The 16,888-nt window shown below is 40.1% G+C and carries 23 protein-coding genes and 1 tRNA gene; 13 read left to right on the forward strand and 11 right to left on the reverse strand.

What is annotated here, in order from left to right; genetic code table 11:
- Positions 1 to 126: 126 nt before the first annotated feature.
- From CRO17_RS11025 to CRO17_RS11045, 5 genes are all read right to left on the reverse strand, one after another.
- A complete protein-coding gene (locus CRO17_RS11025) occupies positions 127 to 432 on the reverse strand; it encodes an HNH endonuclease (protein WP_097042192.1) in 306 nt (101 codons plus the stop codon).
- Positions 433 to 539: 107 nt separating this feature from the next.
- On the reverse strand, positions 540 to 908 hold the full coding sequence (locus CRO17_RS11030) for a DUF3139 domain-containing protein (RefSeq protein ID WP_097042194.1): 369 nt from the start codon (positions 906 to 908) through the stop codon (positions 540 to 542).
- An 11-nt stretch (positions 909 to 919) separates the two neighbouring features.
- Positions 920 to 1,750 (reverse strand): C40 family peptidase, encoded by an 831-nt coding sequence (locus CRO17_RS11035; protein WP_097042196.1) that lies wholly within the window; start codon positions 1,748 to 1,750, stop codon positions 920 to 922.
- 194 nt (positions 1,751 to 1,944) lie between these two features.
- Positions 1,945 to 2,082 (reverse strand): hypothetical protein, encoded by a 138-nt coding sequence (locus CRO17_RS17560; RefSeq protein WP_097042197.1) that lies wholly within the window; start codon positions 2,080 to 2,082, stop codon positions 1,945 to 1,947.
- A 107-nt stretch (positions 2,083 to 2,189) separates the two neighbouring features.
- Complete coding sequence (locus tag CRO17_RS11045; protein ID WP_097042199.1) at positions 2,190 to 2,642, reverse strand: hypothetical protein; 453 nt, start codon at positions 2,640 to 2,642, stop codon at positions 2,190 to 2,192.
- Between the two features lie 497 nt (positions 2,643 to 3,139).
- On the opposite strand from CRO17_RS11045, the gene CRO17_RS11050 reads away from it, so the two are divergent.
- Both CRO17_RS11050 and CRO17_RS11055 read left to right on the forward strand, forming a co-directional pair.
- The gene (locus CRO17_RS11050; RefSeq protein ID WP_097042201.1) at positions 3,140 to 3,346 is read left to right on the forward strand and encodes a helix-turn-helix domain-containing protein; all 207 of its coding nucleotides are present in this window, start codon (positions 3,140 to 3,142) and stop codon (positions 3,344 to 3,346) included.
- A 127-nt stretch (positions 3,347 to 3,473) separates the two neighbouring features.
- The gene (locus CRO17_RS11055) at positions 3,474 to 4,316 is read left to right on the forward strand and encodes a tyrosine-type recombinase/integrase (RefSeq protein ID WP_245864774.1); all 843 of its coding nucleotides are present in this window, start codon (positions 3,474 to 3,476) and stop codon (positions 4,314 to 4,316) included.
- Between the two features lie 244 nt (positions 4,317 to 4,560).
- Here CRO17_RS11055 and CRO17_RS11060 read toward each other — a convergent pair.
- A tRNA-Val gene (locus CRO17_RS11060) sits at positions 4,561 to 4,633 on the reverse strand.
- 185 nt (positions 4,634 to 4,818) lie between these two features.
- On the opposite strand from CRO17_RS11060, the gene CRO17_RS11065 reads away from it, so the two are divergent.
- The 3 genes from CRO17_RS11065 to CRO17_RS11075 all read left to right on the forward strand — a co-directional run bounded on the left by CRO17_RS11065 (position 4,819) and on the right by CRO17_RS11075 (position 7,702).
- Positions 4,819 to 5,673 (forward strand): TetR/AcrR family transcriptional regulator, encoded by an 855-nt coding sequence (locus CRO17_RS11065; RefSeq protein ID WP_097042202.1) that lies wholly within the window; start codon positions 4,819 to 4,821, stop codon positions 5,671 to 5,673.
- A 7-nt stretch (positions 5,674 to 5,680) separates the two neighbouring features.
- The gene (locus tag CRO17_RS11070) at positions 5,681 to 7,120 is read left to right on the forward strand and encodes an MDR family MFS transporter (protein ID WP_425444448.1); all 1,440 of its coding nucleotides are present in this window, start codon (positions 5,681 to 5,683) and stop codon (positions 7,118 to 7,120) included.
- A 144-nt stretch (positions 7,121 to 7,264) separates the two neighbouring features.
- Positions 7,265 to 7,702: a hypothetical protein gene (locus CRO17_RS11075; protein ID WP_143596018.1), complete on the forward strand. Its 438-nt coding sequence runs from the start codon at positions 7,265 to 7,267 to the stop codon at positions 7,700 to 7,702.
- A gap of 63 nt (positions 7,703 to 7,765) precedes the next feature.
- Here the strand turns inward: CRO17_RS11075 and CRO17_RS11080 are convergent, their stop codons facing one another.
- The gene (locus CRO17_RS11080) at positions 7,766 to 9,019 is read right to left on the reverse strand and encodes a DUF5068 domain-containing protein (RefSeq protein WP_245864775.1); all 1,254 of its coding nucleotides are present in this window, start codon (positions 9,017 to 9,019) and stop codon (positions 7,766 to 7,768) included.
- 569 nt (positions 9,020 to 9,588) lie between these two features.
- Between CRO17_RS11080 and pgaC the strand changes: the two genes are divergently transcribed.
- The 3 genes from pgaC to CRO17_RS11095 are packed head-to-tail and all read left to right on the forward strand — an operon-like array spanning position 9,589 to position 12,115.
- Positions 9,589 to 10,839 carry a poly-beta-1,6-N-acetyl-D-glucosamine synthase gene (pgaC, locus tag CRO17_RS11085; protein ID WP_425444443.1) on the forward strand — a complete coding sequence of 417 codons (1,251 nt, stop codon included), beginning with the start codon at positions 9,589 to 9,591 and terminating at the stop codon, positions 10,837 to 10,839.
- Positions 10,800 to 11,249: a poly-beta-1,6-N-acetyl-D-glucosamine biosynthesis protein PgaD gene (pgaD, locus tag CRO17_RS11090; protein WP_097042208.1), complete on the forward strand. Its 450-nt coding sequence runs from the start codon at positions 10,800 to 10,802 to the stop codon at positions 11,247 to 11,249. The genes pgaC and pgaD overlap by 40 nt, the downstream gene beginning before the upstream one ends.
- Positions 11,246 to 12,115: a polysaccharide deacetylase family protein gene (locus tag CRO17_RS11095; RefSeq protein WP_097042210.1), complete on the forward strand. Its 870-nt coding sequence runs from the start codon at positions 11,246 to 11,248 to the stop codon at positions 12,113 to 12,115. The genes pgaD and CRO17_RS11095 overlap by 4 nt, the downstream gene beginning before the upstream one ends.
- Before the next feature lie 12 nt (positions 12,116 to 12,127).
- Here the strand turns inward: CRO17_RS11095 and fosX are convergent, their stop codons facing one another.
- Positions 12,128 to 12,532 carry a FosX/FosE/FosI family fosfomycin resistance hydrolase gene (fosX, locus tag CRO17_RS11100; RefSeq protein WP_097042704.1) on the reverse strand — a complete coding sequence of 135 codons (405 nt, stop codon included), beginning with the start codon at positions 12,530 to 12,532 and terminating at the stop codon, positions 12,128 to 12,130.
- A 1-nt stretch (position 12,533) separates the two neighbouring features.
- Positions 12,534 to 13,115: an HD domain-containing protein gene (locus CRO17_RS11105; protein WP_097042212.1), complete on the reverse strand. Its 582-nt coding sequence runs from the start codon at positions 13,113 to 13,115 to the stop codon at positions 12,534 to 12,536.
- 70 nt (positions 13,116 to 13,185) lie between these two features.
- On the opposite strand from CRO17_RS11105, the gene CRO17_RS11110 reads away from it, so the two are divergent.
- The 5 genes from CRO17_RS11110 (at position 13,186) to CRO17_RS11130 (ending at position 16,128) form a co-directional block, all read left to right on the forward strand.
- Positions 13,186 to 13,509: a metal ABC transporter permease gene (locus tag CRO17_RS11110; protein ID WP_281253820.1), complete on the forward strand. Its 324-nt coding sequence runs from the start codon at positions 13,186 to 13,188 to the stop codon at positions 13,507 to 13,509.
- Between the two features lie 93 nt (positions 13,510 to 13,602).
- Positions 13,603 to 14,328, forward strand: a complete 726-nt coding sequence (locus CRO17_RS11115) for an alpha/beta hydrolase (RefSeq protein ID WP_245864776.1) — start codon at positions 13,603 to 13,605, stop codon at positions 14,326 to 14,328.
- 101 nt (positions 14,329 to 14,429) lie between these two features.
- Complete coding sequence (locus CRO17_RS11120) at positions 14,430 to 14,942, forward strand: 2'-5' RNA ligase family protein (protein ID WP_097042216.1); 513 nt, start codon at positions 14,430 to 14,432, stop codon at positions 14,940 to 14,942.
- A gap of 3 nt (positions 14,943 to 14,945) precedes the next feature.
- Entirely contained in the window at positions 14,946 to 15,368 is a 423-nt protein-coding gene (locus CRO17_RS11125) for a GNAT family N-acetyltransferase (RefSeq protein WP_097042218.1), read from the forward strand.
- Positions 15,369 to 15,447: 79 nt separating this feature from the next.
- A complete protein-coding gene (locus tag CRO17_RS11130) occupies positions 15,448 to 16,128 on the forward strand; it encodes a DUF421 domain-containing protein (RefSeq protein WP_245864777.1) in 681 nt (226 codons plus the stop codon).
- 3 nt (positions 16,129 to 16,131) lie between these two features.
- On the opposite strand, the gene CRO17_RS11135 is transcribed toward CRO17_RS11130, so the two are convergent.
- On the reverse strand, positions 16,132 to 16,407 hold the full coding sequence (locus CRO17_RS11135; protein ID WP_097042222.1) for a hypothetical protein: 276 nt from the start codon (positions 16,405 to 16,407) through the stop codon (positions 16,132 to 16,134).
- Between the two features lie 90 nt (positions 16,408 to 16,497).
- On the reverse strand, positions 16,498 to 16,758 hold the full coding sequence (locus CRO17_RS11140) for a hypothetical protein (RefSeq protein ID WP_097042224.1): 261 nt from the start codon (positions 16,756 to 16,758) through the stop codon (positions 16,498 to 16,500).
- Between the last annotated feature and the right edge of the window lie 130 nt (positions 16,759 to 16,888).

Below are 16,888 nucleotides of genomic sequence, written 5' to 3' on the forward strand. Positions count from 1 at the left end.
AATTCAAAGTGTTAATGGGTATTAATACCATAATTTTATCAGTTAGTATATCTTATGGCTACTTATTAATTATATATACTTTTTGTATCTTTCTTGGTTCTCTTTGAGAAAGTGATACAAATTCCGTTACCACCTCTCATCATTCCACTCCTTCTTATCCTTCTTCGTACCAATGTTATTGAACGTCCTCTTGTGTTCCTCATTGTGACAGTTGATGCATAGTGTCTCAAGGTTATCTAACTCAAGAGCAAGCTTAGGATGATGATAGATCTCTTGTATGTGGTGAACGTTCTGTCCCTTGCTGAACTTTCCTTTCTTCTTACACTGCTGGCATTCATAGTTGTCACGCTCTAATGCAACGAGCCTTAGCTTGCGCCATGGTCCTGACTTATAAAACCTTTGCTTCTGCTGCCTGGTCTTGTACTCAGTCATGAAAATTACCCCTCTGAGTTTTCTGCTTTTATTGTAGAAAGATAACTACGAACGATGTTTTTAGTTAATACAAAACCCTTCTACCTATTAGGTAAAAGGGTTTAAAATTATGGCAACACTTTATCAGAAGGTTGATGTTTAAGTTCCTTGAAAAATTCATCATCAATTGGAACTTCGTTTCCACGTACATTTCCAAAGACATCAACTTTATCATTATCTTTGTCATATTCAAAAATATAAAAGTTATCCCCATCATCTTTAGTATAGATTACTTTAACAAATCCCGGTGGTGAATTAAGTGATCCGAATAATGGGTAATTCTCGTCGCTTATATCTTCTTTAGAAATACCGTAGTCTTCTATATACGAGTCTATCTTCTTTTCTGCAGTGTACCTATTTATGAAGTAATTCCCTAAAGATACGGCACCTACAATTACAATAATTAGTATTATTATCATCATTATTTTCTTTTTCATAATAACTCCTATTAATAAGTATGTACCTTGGATGGCTTATAACTTCTATTAAAAAATGTAACTAGGTCATAAGGAAATACATAACCAGTGTGTTTTTTCATTACATTTTTTGACCCAGAACCATAATAGTATGCATCATAAACTAGCTTTGAACAATAGCTTGGAGTCAATGAATACAAGTGTGGAGTCAATCCATAATCTATATGAATATCTTTAGTTGCTGTTCCTTTAGAAGAATAATAATGTCTATCTGCATATTTAGCAACTTGGGCTGCTAACGCTTTATCTTTTATTCTATATACTTTAATCCAACCATTATCATATTTTGATAACCATTGCGAAACAGTTAACTGACGGTTATTGTTCTTTTTCGACTTACCTCTTTTTACTCCTGGCATATCTAAGATATGGTTTGACCCGTTAGCTATTGCTGCATGTCCAACTATTCCTGATCCAGAAGTAGAATTAGTAATAAAGATATCTCCTGGTCTCACAGTAAAAGTAGACTTGGCACGGATTCTAAAAGTAACTACTTGGTCGTTATCCTCATCTTTTGGCTCCTGGCCATAATTATTTAATTTTAACCACTCGCCATATTTAAGTGTAGAAGGATCTAGAACATCATCATTAACCCCATCATCATATATCTGTTGAAACTCTTCATTCTGTTTCAACCATTCTTCTAAACTTAATTCTTCTTTATTTACAATACCTTCTTGTATTGCTTGATTATACAGTGCTTCGTAATCTGAATCAGAAGTTTGTGCTGCATTAGCTGTCATAGGTAACAGCAGGGTAAAGGTAAATATGGTTGCTAGTAAGACTGATATAAACTTTTTCATTGTACTACACTCTCGATTTCTTAGATTTTTTTAATTTGATTACTAGGCGTAGACGTCAAGACACCTAATAACATGCTAAAAAATCGGCCGATTTGAATAATTTACCACCACCATGTGTTTTTTGTGTGTCCTACTAGTTATAAATACATGTATCCACAGGTAAATCGCCCTCCTTATTACCCGTTTCTATCTAATCACCTCTTCGTACTCCTTATCACTCCACCCTTACCACGCTTATAAGTATCGCGGTTCATTCCCATCAATTCTTTCCAATCCTTATCGGTCATCGGCTTGTTTACCTTCTTAGCAGCTGCAGCCTTTTTATTCTTCATCTCATCCCATCACCTACTTTTTTAAATTTATGAACTATAAAAGGCATCCTCCAATTAAAGGAGAATGCCTTTCTATAACAAGTATTTATTAGAATTTAATCATTAGATTAATTAAAATCGCCTTTATGTTTATTGATTTGTTCACGCATGTCCTTTACAAGATCATCTAAGATGTGATTGAGATATTCCAACCCTGACACCGCATTATCGAACTGATCAAGTTCAACAATCTTTTCAAATGAGATTGCTTCTTTTTTTCTGGAGTTAGCTCTGCTATACCTGTATACCATGCCAGACTGGTATTCATAGACAAATACATCTCTTTCTTTTTCATCCATTCCGAGAATAGGTCCAACCATTGTAACGTACTGTATTGTTGGGTGCATGAAAAATACTTTATTATTACAATACCAATCTATAAGATGACTACGCTCACTCAGCATATTCCGTAAAGACTGGGCTTTTTCGGCTACAATTTGATTAAGTTCTTCTCTAGAAGCTTTAAACTCCTCTAAAAGTGCATCTAATTTCGTTATTGACGTTAATGAACTGCTTTCCATATATTTGCCTCCTAAATAACTTTAGTGTAAATAACTCTTACAGTAAGCTAATTTACTCTATAATACCCCATGGAAATAAATAACACATAGTCTTTTATACTTCTTATTTCATTAAAACTAGCAAATAACGTTTGCTAGGTATTTCTTTATATATTTCTTTAATACTTTTCTTTAGCAGTTTTCCATTATATGAAGGAACTATTTTTGGTGTCCTCTATATAGAGGACAGTGGTGTCCCCTACGTAGAGGACAGTGAATGTGTCCCCTACGTAGAGGACAGTAGGCATAAAAAAAGCCAGCCAAGTATCTCTTGGCCGACTGTTGATAATACAAATATACACGGAAATATAAGGAGTGACATGAACTTATTTAGAGTAAAAAAAGAAATATTTTCTATAAAATCCCGTATGTTCCTACATAAACATAAAACAAACATTTACATAGTTAAACAATTAGTTTTATAATATGCACATAAATGATGGAAAGTAGGTTATTACATGCCTTTCTCATATGCTCCCTTATGGAAGCACCTTATTGATGTAGAGGAAACAAAATCGAAGATGCGTGAAGATGTTGGTATCTCTTCTGCCACCCTGGCTAAGATGGGCAGAAATGAATATGTTGCCATGGAAGTATTAGACAAGGTATGCAGTCATTATCAAATACCAATCAATCAAGTCATCGTATGGAAGGAAGATGAGTAATGCCTGTCTACAAAGATGATAATGCCAAAACGAAAAAAGGTACTATTCCTTCAGCTATAAAGAGAACGGTAAATATAAAAAGAAACTGAAGCGTGGATTTAAAACAAAGAAAGACGCCGAGGCAGCCATGACTGAAGCGAAAGATGCTATGAACAAAGGCGTATATGTTGAACCTTCCAAAACCTTGTACGCAGAGTTCATGAAGTCCTGGCTTGAAGATAAAGGTATGAATGTTCGTAAGAGTACTTTTCAAAGCTACACCTATTATGTAAATAGCCACATTGTGCCGGCGCTTGGTCATTTAGAAATAAGCAAGATTACTCCTCGGGACATCCAGTCTTTTTATAACGATGTGAAAAGCAGCGGAAGTCTTTCATCTGAGAACTTACGAAAGTTGCACACAATTATAAATGATTCATTAAATAAAGCGCAGAAGTGGGATATGATCCTCCGTAACCCTGCAGCTCTGGTAGACCCACCGAAGGTAACAAAGAAAGAAGTCGAAGTTTGGGATGAGGATGATATCAAGACATTCTTAGACTTTGCAAAGAACTCCAGATATTATTCTGTATTTCTAATAGCTTTAACAACAGGCATGAGACGTGGAGAAATACTGGGTCTACGTTGGAAAGATATAGATGAACAGAATGAAACTCTTTCTGTTGTACAGACAATGGATATGAATGGCGAGTTAAACATTGGCGCCAAAACTAGCGCAGGTAACAGAAGAATATCCGTAGACAAAAATACACTCAATCAAATATTGCGGTTGAAGTCCATGTACAAGCAAGAGCTTATGGCTAACAGGCCTCTTTATAAGAATGAGCATGATTTAGTTATAAGGACTAGCGTAGGTACTCCTCTTAACCCTAGAAACCTCAACCGAATATTTTATAGTTTGATAAAACAAAGCGGCGTAAAAAGAATAAGGTTTCATGATTTACGGCATACGCATGCCAGCTTGGAGTAAATCCGAAAATCGTATCAGAACGACTCGGCCATGCGAACGTACGAATAACATTAGACACCTACAGTCATTTGCTACCCAACTTGCAAAAAGATACTGTCGCTGAGTTCGGCAAAATGTTCTACGCACAGAACGAGTAAGCATTCGTATCAAATTCGTATCAAACACCCTATAAACGACAAAAACACCACTCTTTTAAAAGTGGTGTTTTTCTTATAAATCGCTTCATATCAACGATTGTAAGTAGTGATTCCGACTGGACTTGAACCAGCGACCCCTACCCTGTCAAGGTAGTGCTCTCCCAGCTGAGCTACGGAATCATTATGTAATGTAACGTCTTGTATTATTTTATTCTAGATGCTAGGGCTTGTCAACGCTTTTAGGAAGAGAGAATTCGGGTACCCTATAGCATATGTATTGACTTTCGATTTCCTGGGGCGTATAGTGCCAATAGTGACCTATCGGTTTTTATAAAACCAACGAGTTTTTGAGTGAGGGGATGTAGATGGATCGGAAGACAGAGATTTTATTGGCTGCGAAGCAGAAGTTTGCGGAATTTGGTTTTCAGCAGGTGTCCATGCAGTCGATTGCAGAAGCTTGTAAGATTTCAAAAGCTTCTATTTATAAGCTGTTTGATTCGAAGGAATCCTTATTGGATGAGCTGCTTCAATATAATCACCAGCAGCTGACAAATAAGGCGGCTTTAATTGAGGCGGATAAGAGTTTATCTGCGGAAGCTCGGTTTGAGCGAAAGATTGTGTTGGAGATTGAATCTTTTAAAGAAAACAAGCATTTGATTCAGATGTTGATGTTCTCTCCTCCTTTTAAGGAGTCTTCTGAACTTCAGCGGCATATGAACAATGTTAGAGCTACACTTATGAAGTGGCACCAGGATATGATTCTTAATCTCTATGGTGAAAAAGCAGAGCCATTCAAATGGGATATGACACTGAATTTGCTCGGTCTGCTGAATCCATATTTAAAAATGTTGGCGGATGGCGTGATTATCCGCGACCCAGCTGAAGTAGCACATGAGTTGAAGCTGGTGATGGATGCAATCGTAACAGATAAGCTGCGGCGGGCTCCTCTTTTGGATGAGCAGCATATCCAATTACATTACCACGCAGACCTGGCCGAGTCGCCTGGAAACGCCGAATTAATGCATACAATTTTCCTGCAAATCCAGGAAATCACGACGAATACGCTGCAAGATGCAGCTTTGACTGAGGCGGCAGACCACTTGGAAAAAGAATTAGCAAAAGATAAACCGACCGGCTATCTTGTTGAAGCTTTGCTGACGTACTTAGATCAACAATCCTTACTAAAAGAATGTATCCGATCCGTTCGGTTACTCATGTAATGGAGGAATACACATGGCAGAACAAAACATGCAAATAAACAGAAAAGCGACAGTGGCGATTTTTATTGTCGGTGCTTTCGTTACGATATTGAACCAAACCTTATTGGTTACAGCACTCCCTCATATTATGAGTGACTTTGCTATTACCGCGGATGAAGGGCAGTGGCTGACGACCGCCTTTATGCTGACGAACGGGATTTTGATTCCTATTACGGCCTTCTTAATTGAAAAGTATTCGACCCGAAGGTTATTCCTGTTTGCCATGACAACCTTCAGTATCGGGACACTTGTGGCAGCGGTTGCGCCGACTTTCAGCGTTCTGCTACTAGCTCGTATTATCCAGGCAATCGGCGCCGGCATTATGATGCCGCTGATGCAGACAGTCTTCTTAACAATCTTCCCTCCTGAAAAACGCGGGACGGCAATGGGAATGTTCGGACTTGTTATTGCGTTTGCACCGGCAATCGGGCCAACACTTAGCGGTTGGATTGTAGACAGCTTCTCATGGCACTACTTGTTCTATATTGTATTGCCGATTGCTGTTATCGATTTGATTTTGGCGATTTTTATCATGAAAAATGTAACAACGTTTCGGGAATCAAAAATCGATGTGCTTTCTGTTGTGTATTCTTCCATCGGTTTTGGTGGTATTTTATACGGATTTAGTTCTGCCGGTACTAGCGGGTGGGTTAATCTGGAGGTTATGGGCACTCTTGGAATAGGTGCGCTGTCGCTTCTCTTATTCATTCTTCGCCAGCTGCAGCTGGAAAGACCATTGTTAGAGTTTAGAGTATTTAAGAATTTCACATTTGCGATTACTACCATCATGGGGATGCTTGTTTTTGGTTTAATGATTGGTACAGAAACTATTTTGCCGCTGTATACTCAGAACTTGCGAGATATCAGTGCATTTCATTCCGGTTTAATGTTATTGCCGGGAGCAGTTGTAATGGGCGTATTATCTCCATTTGTCGGAGCTATCTTCGACCGGATCGGTGCTAAACCGCTGGCTATTGTCGGCTTCCTGCTGATGACAGCGACAACTGTTCCGTTCGCTTTCCTAGAGCTGGATACGTCGATTACCTTTATCGTAATAATTTACGCGTTACGAATGGCGGGAACAGCACTGGTTATGATGCCGCTCACCACTGCGGGCATTAATGCCTTGCCGAATCATTTGATTCCGCATGCGACGGCAATGAACAATACCTTCCGTCAAGTCGGCGGGTCGATTGGTACAGCCATTTTGATTACGATCATGACGAATACAATTAAATATGGTGATTTCACCAACCCTGCGAAAGCACAAGTAACAGGCATGGATGCCGCTTTCCTTGCAGCTGTCATACTATCAGCAATTGGTTTAGTTTTGGCATTCTTCTTGAAAAAAGGTAACAATACAAGCGGGAAGCAAGCTACATCCGAAACATTAGGTACTGAGGGTTAAATCTAATTAATATTTCATAAAAAGACAGAAGCAATCTTATGCAGATGGCTTCTGTCTTTTTCAATCCTCATTTTTCTTTAATTGCTAAAAATATGTAAACAGAAAACAAATTGTATTATAATAACTTCATATCTTATAACTAGAATGGAGCAGATTATTATATCTAAAAAAGCGAAAAAGCTGCTAGTCATGCTATCACTCGCAGTACTTATTCTCATCGTGATTCTTATCATTGTGCCTCGAATATCTGTAAGTCACGATAAAACATTGGAAGCAAGTCTTCATGAACAGCTGCAAACTGCGAGTTCTGAGACTTTTGATTTTGGGGATCATATTGATTATGAGTGGAAGGAAGTTATTATTTTCCCACCCTACACAGATGAAGCATATATGAAGGCAAAGCTTGGTATGCGATTCCACGATCCCGTAGATATGTCGTTGCGAGATGATATGGAACTAGTTGTTGTAGTTAAGGATAATGGAACATTTGCGTACGCGAGAGCTTTTACCCGATATGGATATTTGCAGCAGCAACAAGACAACATTACGCCTGAAAACGCTGTGATTGGATCTGAACCTTAATAATCCTACATACATAATCAATAAAACCGATCAGCAGCAGCTGATCGGTTTCTTGTTTCTTTGTTACTTAAGCTTAAATTCAGCTTTCTTCCCTTTTGAAACATCTTTCACATTATCATCATACAGCGGTCCAAGTTCGATATCGAATGCTTTGTCTTTCCAAATCTTATCGTATTGCTCTTTATCCAGCACGTATACTTGGAACAGGTCAGCAGTTCCTCCTGCTGAAGCTACTTCGCCGAATTCATGAGGAGACAGCATCCCTTCGTTCATTTGATATTGAGCGCCATCATTTACATAAAGATTGGAACGCAGATTGTCTAGTGCGATGTTTGCAGAACCTTTGTTATCCACATTGAATTTTACCGTTAACAGAACGATTCCGTTTTTAAAATTCTCGAATCGAGGTGCTTCAATTTCATTTGGTTTAAATTCTGTGAACTGGTAGCCGTCTAATGTGATCGTTGCATCACCAAGCTCTTTGCTTTCCCCTACATCTTCTTTTTGATCAATCATTTGCTTGTCGCCCATATTCTCTATAGACACTGCATCTTGATAGAATTCCTTATTACTTTCCGTTTTCTCTGCTCCTTCTTCGTCAAAATTGATTGTGAACTTGCCATCTTTTCCGATTGGATTGTCGAAATCATCTGCTTTTGCTTGTGCAGCTCGTACTTCAATTAAAGCAGAACCTTCACTCATTACTGTTTCTAACTCCGCTGTTCCAAATGGATAAGCTACAAATCCTGTTACAGATTCCCCAGCTTTAATCGCATATTTAGTATCCGGATTTATTTTTTCAAATAACTGCTGATCTTCCGGAAGAAGTTCTTTGTAATCACTGTTGTAGACAAGTCCGCTTGAGTAGCTTAAATCAAATCTCGGCATATAGAATATTTCTTTGTCTGAATCATTCTTCACTGTGTATTTGGCCAAAATAACTGCACCGCTTGTTTCATCATCGAACGGGATGCTGAAATCTGTATGGAAATCCTTGATTCCCACAAGTGAATAAGCATCAAGAGAGACAGTTACGCCTTCCATTTCGTGTGTTTGGGGTTCTGTATGTTCATAGAAAACTTTAGTTTCTTCCGCATCAGTTGTTGTTTTCATATAATCAATTAGTTCAGGGAAAGTCGCAGCTTTTGTGTCTTCTGTTTTTTCCTTTGGTTCATCCTCATTGTTTTCGCTCGCTGCTGTTTTTTCAGCGGAATTTTTCTCTTCATCTGCACTCGCTTCCTTGCTATCAGACCCGCAGCCTCCAATTATAAAAACTGCAAGCAGCGCTCCAAGAAGTAGCATCCATTTATTATTCATTTATTCATCCTCCAATCAAAACTAATCACATGGTATCACGTTCTAAATATTTACAATACCAGTAATAAGTAACAAAATGAGGAGCTTATTTCTATATAAAAAAAGGTATAGTATAAATTACACTGCCCATATAAAGGTTTGTATACCGCCAATGCGCACACCCTAGAAAACAGTTCAAAAGAGACGTTGAAAAAGGATTTACAACGTTTTGACAAACTTAATCATTTGAATGCTACTTTACATAGTCTTCTCCTTTTTATGGATAAAAAAGGGTTTTATTCTTTAAAATTACATATTTAAAGGTCATTTTCACTACGGGAAAGTATCTACTTTAATCTTAATATTGGATGTTCTATCACAGCTATTCTTCTAGTGTAAGATTTAATCCTGCAAAGTGCATGGCGGGCCTTCTTATCTACTCTACAACTTCAAATCAAGAGTATTTGATTATAAGAGCCTATTTATTTAACTATTTTTTACAAAGAATAACAAAATTCTTCGTGCTTTTTAGCTCCTATTCTATTATAATTTGATAACGCAGTTGAGAATTAATGAAGGTGGGCACGAATTTGTTTAATAACCTATTTGTACCAGGACTGAACGGTATCGCTAGTTTTGTCTTTTGGTACCCATTTGTGATGTCGCTATTTTGGATAGCCGGTACGCTTGTTTATATTTGGTTTCGTGACAAGGTTCCAAAAATTGATTTTGAGAAGGTCGATTGGCCGCTGATCAGTTTCTTAGTCCCATGTTATAACGAACAAGATACCATAGAAGAAACATTGGATAATTTGCTCGCTTTGGATTATCCGCGGAAAGAAATTATTTTGATTAATGATGGCAGCAAAGATAATACAGCTGCCATACTAAAAAAGCTCAGTCGAGAACATCCTAGCATCCGGGTAATTCAGTCATATGACAATCGCGGGAAAGCGAATGCACTGCACCTCGGCGCGCATGCAGCTCGCGGCGAATACCTGCTTTGCTTGGATTCGGATGCTATTCTTGATAACGATGCTCCATACTACTTGATACACCATTTCCTTCATAAAGGAGAGCGTTTAGGTGCTGTAACTGGTAATCCGCGCATCCGGAACCGGAATACATTACTTAGCCGAATGCAGCTGGTGGAATACTCTTCCATCATTGGGGCAATCAAACGGACACAACGTATTCTTGGTAAAGTGATGACCGTTTCTGGAGTTGTCGTGGCCTTTCGGAAACGTGCTTTGCTTGATGTTGGGCTATGGGATCGAGATATGATTACAGAGGATATTGCGGTAAGCTGGAAATTACAGCAGCGCTTCTGGGATATTCGTTATGAGCCGCGGGCGCTTTGCTGGATGCTCGTGCCAGAGAGTTTGAGCGGTATCTGGAAGCAACGTGTCCGTTGGGCACAAGGCGGCCAAGAAGTCATGCTCCGCCACTGGCGTGTGCTTTTTCATTGGAATCAGCGCCGTATCTGGATTGTGTATATAGAGCAATGGATCAGCACCTTTTGGGCGTTTGCTTGGCTGTTCGTTACGGTTTCACTGCTGATTACTGCGGATACTTTCCAAGAGATGCTTATTTGGCTGACGTTTACTTCTTTTGCACTTGTATTTATGAGTTTGATTCAGCTGTTTATATCCTTACAGATAGATTCAAAGTATGACAAAGTCAGAAGGTTCTATCTTTGGGCCTCTTGGTATCCGGCTATTTATTGGATCATCAATACTGGTGTTGTCATCAGCGCGTTTCCTCGCGCTATTGCATCACGCTATAAAGGAGGCTATGCGACATGGAAAAGCCCAGACCGCGGGATCGGCAGGAACAAGTGATTATTCTCGAAAAACAGCCGCTGCCGCGTTTTATTATCAGCCTGTTGTTCACATTAGTAATGTGGATTTACAGTGTGTTTGTTGTGTGGTTCTTTGCTTCAGCTTTATTTAATACAAATGACAGGTACAGCGGCGTCCTGAAAATTGCATTTAAGACGTCAAATGCAGAGGTGCGGACCTTTATGCTGATAGGCGTGTGTATTTTCGTGGTTTTTCTTCTCTATTTTATATTCTGGCGGACGTATAACAAAAAACGTTTTGGCAGTAAGTCTCGCCGCAAAGAGCCACAGCCCGTCTCTGTAGATGATTTGAAAAAGCTGGAGCTCCTGCCGCTGGAAACAATCAAGAAACTGCAGGCAAGTAACTACATAGAGTTCCATAAAAATCCAGTACGGGATCTGAAAGAATGAAAAAAATCCTGCTAATCCTTACCATTGTATGTGTTGTCGGACTGATCACCTTTCGCGCCATCCACTTGTATGAGGCTGACGAGGCAGAAGAAACGAACATTGATCATGCTTTAAACAAGGATGGCTGTCTTGGATTGAATTACCACCGGGTGCGGCAGCCCACTGTCTTTAATAAGACAGTCTCTCTCGTCACACGCTCTGATGAATTAACGCGCTATAGTGTTTATAAAGATGATTTTGAAGAACAGCTGCAACAGCTGAAGGCGTTGGATGCAACGTTTGTTACACCAGAAGAATTGAGCAAATATCAGCAAGACGGCAAATTTCCAGAACGCTGTGTGTGGATCAGTTTTGATGATATCGACCGTACGGTGTACGAAAATGCTTTTCCGATTCTGGAGCAAGAGAACATACCATTTACGCTATATGTCATTGCAGGACATGTTGGCGATGACAACTTCCAGAACTTGCAAATGGCAACTTGGCCGCAGCTGCAGGAAATGGTTGACAGCGGACTGGCTGCAATTGGCTCACATACATACGATATGCACCGACTAGAAGCCGATAAACCGCTGTTTTTAGACAACAAGAATTTAGAGGCTTTTCGTAAAGATTTAAAGAAGAGCGTCCAGACAATTGAAGAGAATTTAAATGTGACGCCTTCCTCATTCGCCTACCCATACGGCAACACAAATGACGCGGTCGCAAAAATAGTAGAAGATGTTGGATTCAAACAAGCAGCTATCCTTGCACCGCAATCCATCACACCGAACGATTATCCTTATTACTTAAACCGGATTGTTACGAACCCGGATACATTCCATGCTGTTATTTTGCCCTATCTAGAGGCACAGAAAAAAGGATGAAGCCGCCGCGCTTCATCCTTTTTTGTATGCTTCCAACCGCTCTTGCAGCGTGCCCGTGTGCAGTTCAAATAGATTATTATCGTAATCATAAAAGTAGATGGATTCTCCTTCTCCGCCTATACGACTTCGAGAAGGTCTGATTTCCAATCCTGCCTGTTTGATTCTGTTTCTGTACGCTGCCAAACTGGATCCTTCCACCCGGAACGCTACATGATGGTATGTTCGTTTTACGATCTCTTCTGTCTCCATAACAGCAATCCATTGGCCGCCTGCTACGTAAAATTTTTCCCGATACAAAGAATAATGTTGTTCCCCGCTATCATACACCTCTTCAGCTCCCAGTACATCACGGAAGATCTTGTCTGTCCGATCTAAATCCTTCACAACAAAAGTAATGTGACTGATACCGCTGATCATCTTATCGGACATGCAATTTCGCCTCTGCATCCGCTACAATTGCTTTTCGCAATTCCTCCAATACCGGATGAAACGCTGTGTGTGGTGACAACAGATATATCATTTCCTTTTCAACTTCCAGCCATGTTTCCATATCGGCTTCGTTATGCTGCAGCTGCGCCTCAAGCTTATCCAATGCATTCGCTACCTTCGCTTCGAATGTTTCTTTTGCTTCAAATTCCAGCCAAAGCTGTCGTAAATCGCTGCCTGGCGCTTCATCCAGCATAGCTTCAATATTCTTCATTGCTGCATGTTCTGCCAGACGCTTTTGTTCTTTCCTGTCTGCATCATACAGTGTATCAAAAGCCGGTATATCTCTTGCTTCTGCTTCTACTAAGTCATGAATCATAATCATTTTTAACAGTTTTGCCATATCCATTGATTCTTCTATGTACGGCTCCAGTAAAACAGCCATTAGTCCCACCCGCCATGTATGCTCTGCCACACTTTCCTGACGTCCGTTTGACAGCCAGCTGTGACGCATTTCAAATTTAAGTTTCTCGGCAAGGTTTAAAACGTTTAATATCCCTTTGATTGCATTCATTTCATCCCTCCAAGTCTTCATATTACCATAATTTTCTAAGCTCTTGTTGTGACACTTTCTTCCCGTTACGTTGATTCATTACCTGCTCATGGGGCTTGTCAGTATCACAGCTGTTGGGTCATTTGATGCAGTGGGCGCTATCCTCGTCGTCAGTATGCTTGTCGTCCCCGGGGTATGTGCTTACCTGCTTACTGACCGATTATCGGTTATGCTGCTCTGCAGCTGTATGTTTGGGATTGCCAGTGCCATGTTCGGCTATTATGGTGCTGTATGGTTTGATGTTTCTATCTCCGGAGCCATGAGTACAGCTGGAGGCATCTTATTCTTATTCACGTGGATCTTCTCCCCGCGATATGGCTTGCTGCGACGGTTTACTGCAGCAGCTTCCCCTTAAGCAAATGGCACTTGCCATTTGCTTTTTTCATTCGTCTTGCTGCCATTCATGGTAAAATGACAGCATAACCCTTCACAAAGCGAGGTTTAGCAAATGAAACGTAACGGAAAAATGGAAAGCGTCGTCATAGACAGTATCTTCTTAGACGAAAGCTTGGAAGTACGCTGGTACAAACCAGAAACTTTCTCTCCTTTGTATAAGCATCAGCTATGTATCATGCAAGATGGCAATGATTATTTTCAAATGGGACGAATTGCTACATTAAGTGATCAGCTTCATAGCGAAGAAAGAATCCAAAATACCGTATTCGCTGGTATTCATTACCGCGATCGCTACGACCGGATTGATAAGTACTATCCGACAGGCAAGAAACACGAGGCATATTTGCAATTCCTCCTGCACGAGGTGCTGCCGCTGCTTGAGGATGACCTGCCGACATTACATATGGGTGCAACTAGAACACTAATGGGTGATTCGTTGGCCGGCACCTTTGCACTTCTTGCTGCTATGCGCTTTCCGCATACGTTTGGCAGTGTAGTGATGCAGTCCCCTCTCGTCGATGACACAGTTATGCAGGAAGTGAAGGATGCCAGACAATTAGATAGTCTTTCTATTTATCATACAATTGGAACAAAAGAGACTGCCGTTCCGACTTCCTTTAAAAAGGAAATGGATTTTGTAGTACCTAATCGCAGTTTGCAAGCACATTTTCAGTCCCAGGCTGTCGATTATACGTATCGGGAACTAGAGGATGCAGAACATACATGGAAGTATTGGCAGCGCGATATGAAACAAGTGCTGCTTGACGTCTTCGGGTGATTGGAACAACGCATACAGCACTCGGGAACTTTGGTATAATAAAAATAAAAGACAGAAGAAATGATAGGCAAGTTATTCATTCTTATTAGGAGGTATGTAAGATGAACTATACGATAGCATTTTTCCCATCCGAGCACGTGCAGCAAGAAGCCAATTCGTACCGGAAAAGATTTGACGCAGCTTACGCACTTATTAAGCCTCATGTAAAGATAAGACAGCCCTTTACGCTAAACGAGAATGAGTTGATTGATGCTGTCAGTGAACTAAAACGAATTGCACGTGATACCGCCCCCTTCTCTTACACAATTGAGAAGGTGAGCACATTCGCTCCAGCACACAACACACTTTATTTCAAAGTGTCCCCAACGGAAGATCTGGTGAACTTGCATGAGCGTTTGTATCAAGGTTTCTTTGACGGAGAAAAAAAATATAACTTTGTTCCGCATATTACCATCGCTCAAGAATTGTCTAACGGAGAATACGCCGACTTACACGGGACGCTTAAGCTGAAAACCTTCCAATTCCATGAAGAAGTGACGCAGTTTCATCTGTTAGAACAGCAGACGGATGGCAAGTGGACAGTTAAAGAATCATTTACGTTAGGTGAGGAATAATTAATGAAGATTACGGTAGCAGAAACTAGTTTACAACAGCAAGATGCCTTCCAAGTAAGAACGCTCGTTTTTGTAGAAGAGCAGCGAGTACCCGCCGATCTTGAGATTGATGAATTAGAAAATGACAGTATTCACTTCGTCGGTTATGAAGAAAATACACCGGGGGCAGCTGCCCGAATGCGCTTCGTCGATGGTTATGCTAAATTCGAACGCATCTGTATTCTAAAAGATTTTCGCGGTAAGCATTATGGCAATGAACTTGTCTGGGCAATGGAAGAAGAAGCGAAAAAACGCGGCATGAAAAAAGCAAAGCTTCATGCTCAAACAAGAGCCATACCTTTTTACGAACGACTTGGCTACACTGTCGTTTCCGACGAATTTATGGACGCGGGTATTCCGCATAAAACGATGACCAAACAACTGTGAGACTTCCATTTCGGGAGTCTCTTTTTGTATACACTTGAGTCCTTTGGGAAAGCTTTCTATGAAGGGATGTGAGAGAAGCGTGGGTACGTACGCAGAAATAATAGTAGAAGTTATTTTCGGATTCCTTGGTCTGTTTCTGTTAACCAAAGTACTTGGAAAAACACAAATGAACCAGATTACAGTGTTCGATTTTATTGCCGCTATTGCTGCCGGAGAATTGTTCGGGAATGCTATATTCGATCCCGAAGCAGGATTAACTCATATCGCAGTTGCTATTATCACGTGGGGCTTGCTGATGATTGTCATTGAAAAAATCACGCAGCGCTATAAACGGACTAGAGGATTTTTTGAAGGAAAGCCGTCTGTTATTATCTCCCAAGGTGAAATCCGCTATGAGGATATGAAGGCTAATAAAATGGATTTCAACCAGCTGATGCACCAGCTTCGATCAAACAATGTATTTTCGATAGCAGAAGTGGATTATGCCATTATCGAAGCAAATGGTACTTTGAGTATCTTAAAGAAAAGCGCCTACCAAACACCAACACGGAATGATTTAAAATTGCCGGAACAAGCTAATCCGCTTCCTGTCTCCTTCATATTGGATGGAGAAATCATTAAAGATAATGTAATCAACAGCGGGCAAACATTGGATTGGCTCCACCAAGAAATTAAAAAATTAGGTTTTGATAAGGTGGCTGAGGTGGCCTATGCAGAATGGACACCTACTGATGGTTTATTGGCAAAAGCCTACCGTTAATGTTTAACAATACGTATCAAAGTGGCGCCCTTTGCCAGTCAGCAAGCTGAATGACTTGCGATCGAAGGGCGTTTTTTCCGTGGGATGATCTTTGTTGAAATTAGGCATAGTTGCTTGATAATCAAGACGGCCCTGAACCCGCTGCTCAAATGTGTCTCGCGTTTGATCTGGTATCACCGGATTAACGCTTTCGATTGTATAACGACTTTTCCTTGTTCCAATGCCCCTATTTTGGTAATCCATATACTGATATCCTGGTACTGGTACTCCCCAAGTCATGGCCATCTCCTCCTCCTTTACTTCTATTCTTCTATTCCCCCTATTTTTCCTTTACTAACATAAAAAAAGCAGCCGCGGCTGCTTTCTAACTTAGAACCAGAAATTCCGGCGTCTTTTATCTGTATCTTTGTGTTCGTTGTTGTTTTCCTTCTTATCTTCATCATCATGCTTCTCATTATGATGATGTTCTTTCTCTTCGTCTCTTTTACGATGCGGACCAAAGAAGGGATCATGCTGACGTCTTTTATGATGATCATGCTTTTCTTCTTTCACGTCTTCTGTATGAAGAATAACTTTATCCGCTTTGATGATTAAGTTTTTTACGTGAATTACTTTTTTCTCTTCCGACATACGTTTCACTCCTTTTCCTAAACTCAATTCTGAAATAGTCTATGTTAGCAATGAAAAGGTGGTGTGCATAGTATGCCTATTATAGAGAAGGACTTCTCGATTCCATCATTACCTAATAACTTATTTAGCA

It is taken from the genome of Terribacillus aidingensis (assembly GCF_900215625.1).
Classification (GTDB): domain Bacteria; phylum Bacillota; class Bacilli; order Bacillales; family Amphibacillaceae; genus Terribacillus; species Terribacillus aidingensis.

Excerpts from the sequence above, each read along its gene's own strand:
- CRO17_RS11140 (WP_097042224.1), bottom strand. The coding sequence starts at position 16,758 with ATGTCGGAAGAGAAAAAAGTAATTCACGTAAAAAACTTAATCATCAAA.
- CRO17_RS17560 (WP_097042197.1), bottom strand. The coding sequence starts at position 2,082 with ATGAAGAATAAAAAGGCTGCAGCTGCTAAGAAGGTAAACAAGCCGATG.
- CRO17_RS11025 (WP_097042192.1), bottom strand. The coding sequence starts at position 432 with ATGACTGAGTACAAGACCAGGCAGCAGAAGCAAAGGTTTTATAAGTCA.
- CRO17_RS11055 (WP_245864774.1), top strand. The coding sequence starts at position 3,474 with ATGACTGAAGCGAAAGATGCTATGAACAAAGGCGTATATGTTGAACCT.
- pgaD (WP_097042208.1), top strand. The coding sequence starts at position 10,800 with ATGGAAAAGCCCAGACCGCGGGATCGGCAGGAACAAGTGATTATTCTC.
- CRO17_RS11050 (WP_097042201.1), top strand. The coding sequence starts at position 3,140 with ATGCCTTTCTCATATGCTCCCTTATGGAAGCACCTTATTGATGTAGAG.
- fosX (WP_097042704.1), bottom strand. The coding sequence starts at position 12,532 with ATGATCAGCGGTATCAGTCACATTACTTTTGTTGTGAAGGATTTAGAT.
- CRO17_RS11125 (WP_097042218.1), top strand. The coding sequence starts at position 14,946 with ATGAAGATTACGGTAGCAGAAACTAGTTTACAACAGCAAGATGCCTTC.
- CRO17_RS11065 (WP_097042202.1), top strand. The coding sequence starts at position 4,819 with ATGGATCGGAAGACAGAGATTTTATTGGCTGCGAAGCAGAAGTTTGCG.
- CRO17_RS11075 (WP_143596018.1), top strand. The coding sequence starts at position 7,265 with ATGGAGCAGATTATTATATCTAAAAAAGCGAAAAAGCTGCTAGTCATG.
- CRO17_RS11115 (WP_245864776.1), top strand. The coding sequence starts at position 13,603 with ATGAAACGTAACGGAAAAATGGAAAGCGTCGTCATAGACAGTATCTTC.
- CRO17_RS11045 (WP_097042199.1), bottom strand. The coding sequence starts at position 2,642 with ATGGAAAGCAGTTCATTAACGTCAATAACGAAATTAGATGCACTTTTA.
- CRO17_RS11120 (WP_097042216.1), top strand. The coding sequence starts at position 14,430 with ATGAACTATACGATAGCATTTTTCCCATCCGAGCACGTGCAGCAAGAA.
- CRO17_RS11095 (WP_097042210.1), top strand. The coding sequence starts at position 11,246 with ATGAAAAAAATCCTGCTAATCCTTACCATTGTATGTGTTGTCGGACTG.
- CRO17_RS11030 (WP_097042194.1), bottom strand. The coding sequence starts at position 908 with ATGAAAAAGAAAATAATGATGATAATAATACTAATTATTGTAATTGTA.
- CRO17_RS11080 (WP_245864775.1), bottom strand. The coding sequence starts at position 9,019 with ATGAATAATAAATGGATGCTACTTCTTGGAGCGCTGCTTGCAGTTTTT.
- CRO17_RS11135 (WP_097042222.1), bottom strand. The coding sequence starts at position 16,407 with ATGACTTGGGGAGTACCAGTACCAGGATATCAGTATATGGATTACCAA.
- CRO17_RS11105 (WP_097042212.1), bottom strand. The coding sequence starts at position 13,115 with ATGAATGCAATCAAAGGGATATTAAACGTTTTAAACCTTGCCGAGAAA.
- CRO17_RS11035 (WP_097042196.1), bottom strand. The coding sequence starts at position 1,750 with ATGAAAAAGTTTATATCAGTCTTACTAGCAACCATATTTACCTTTACC.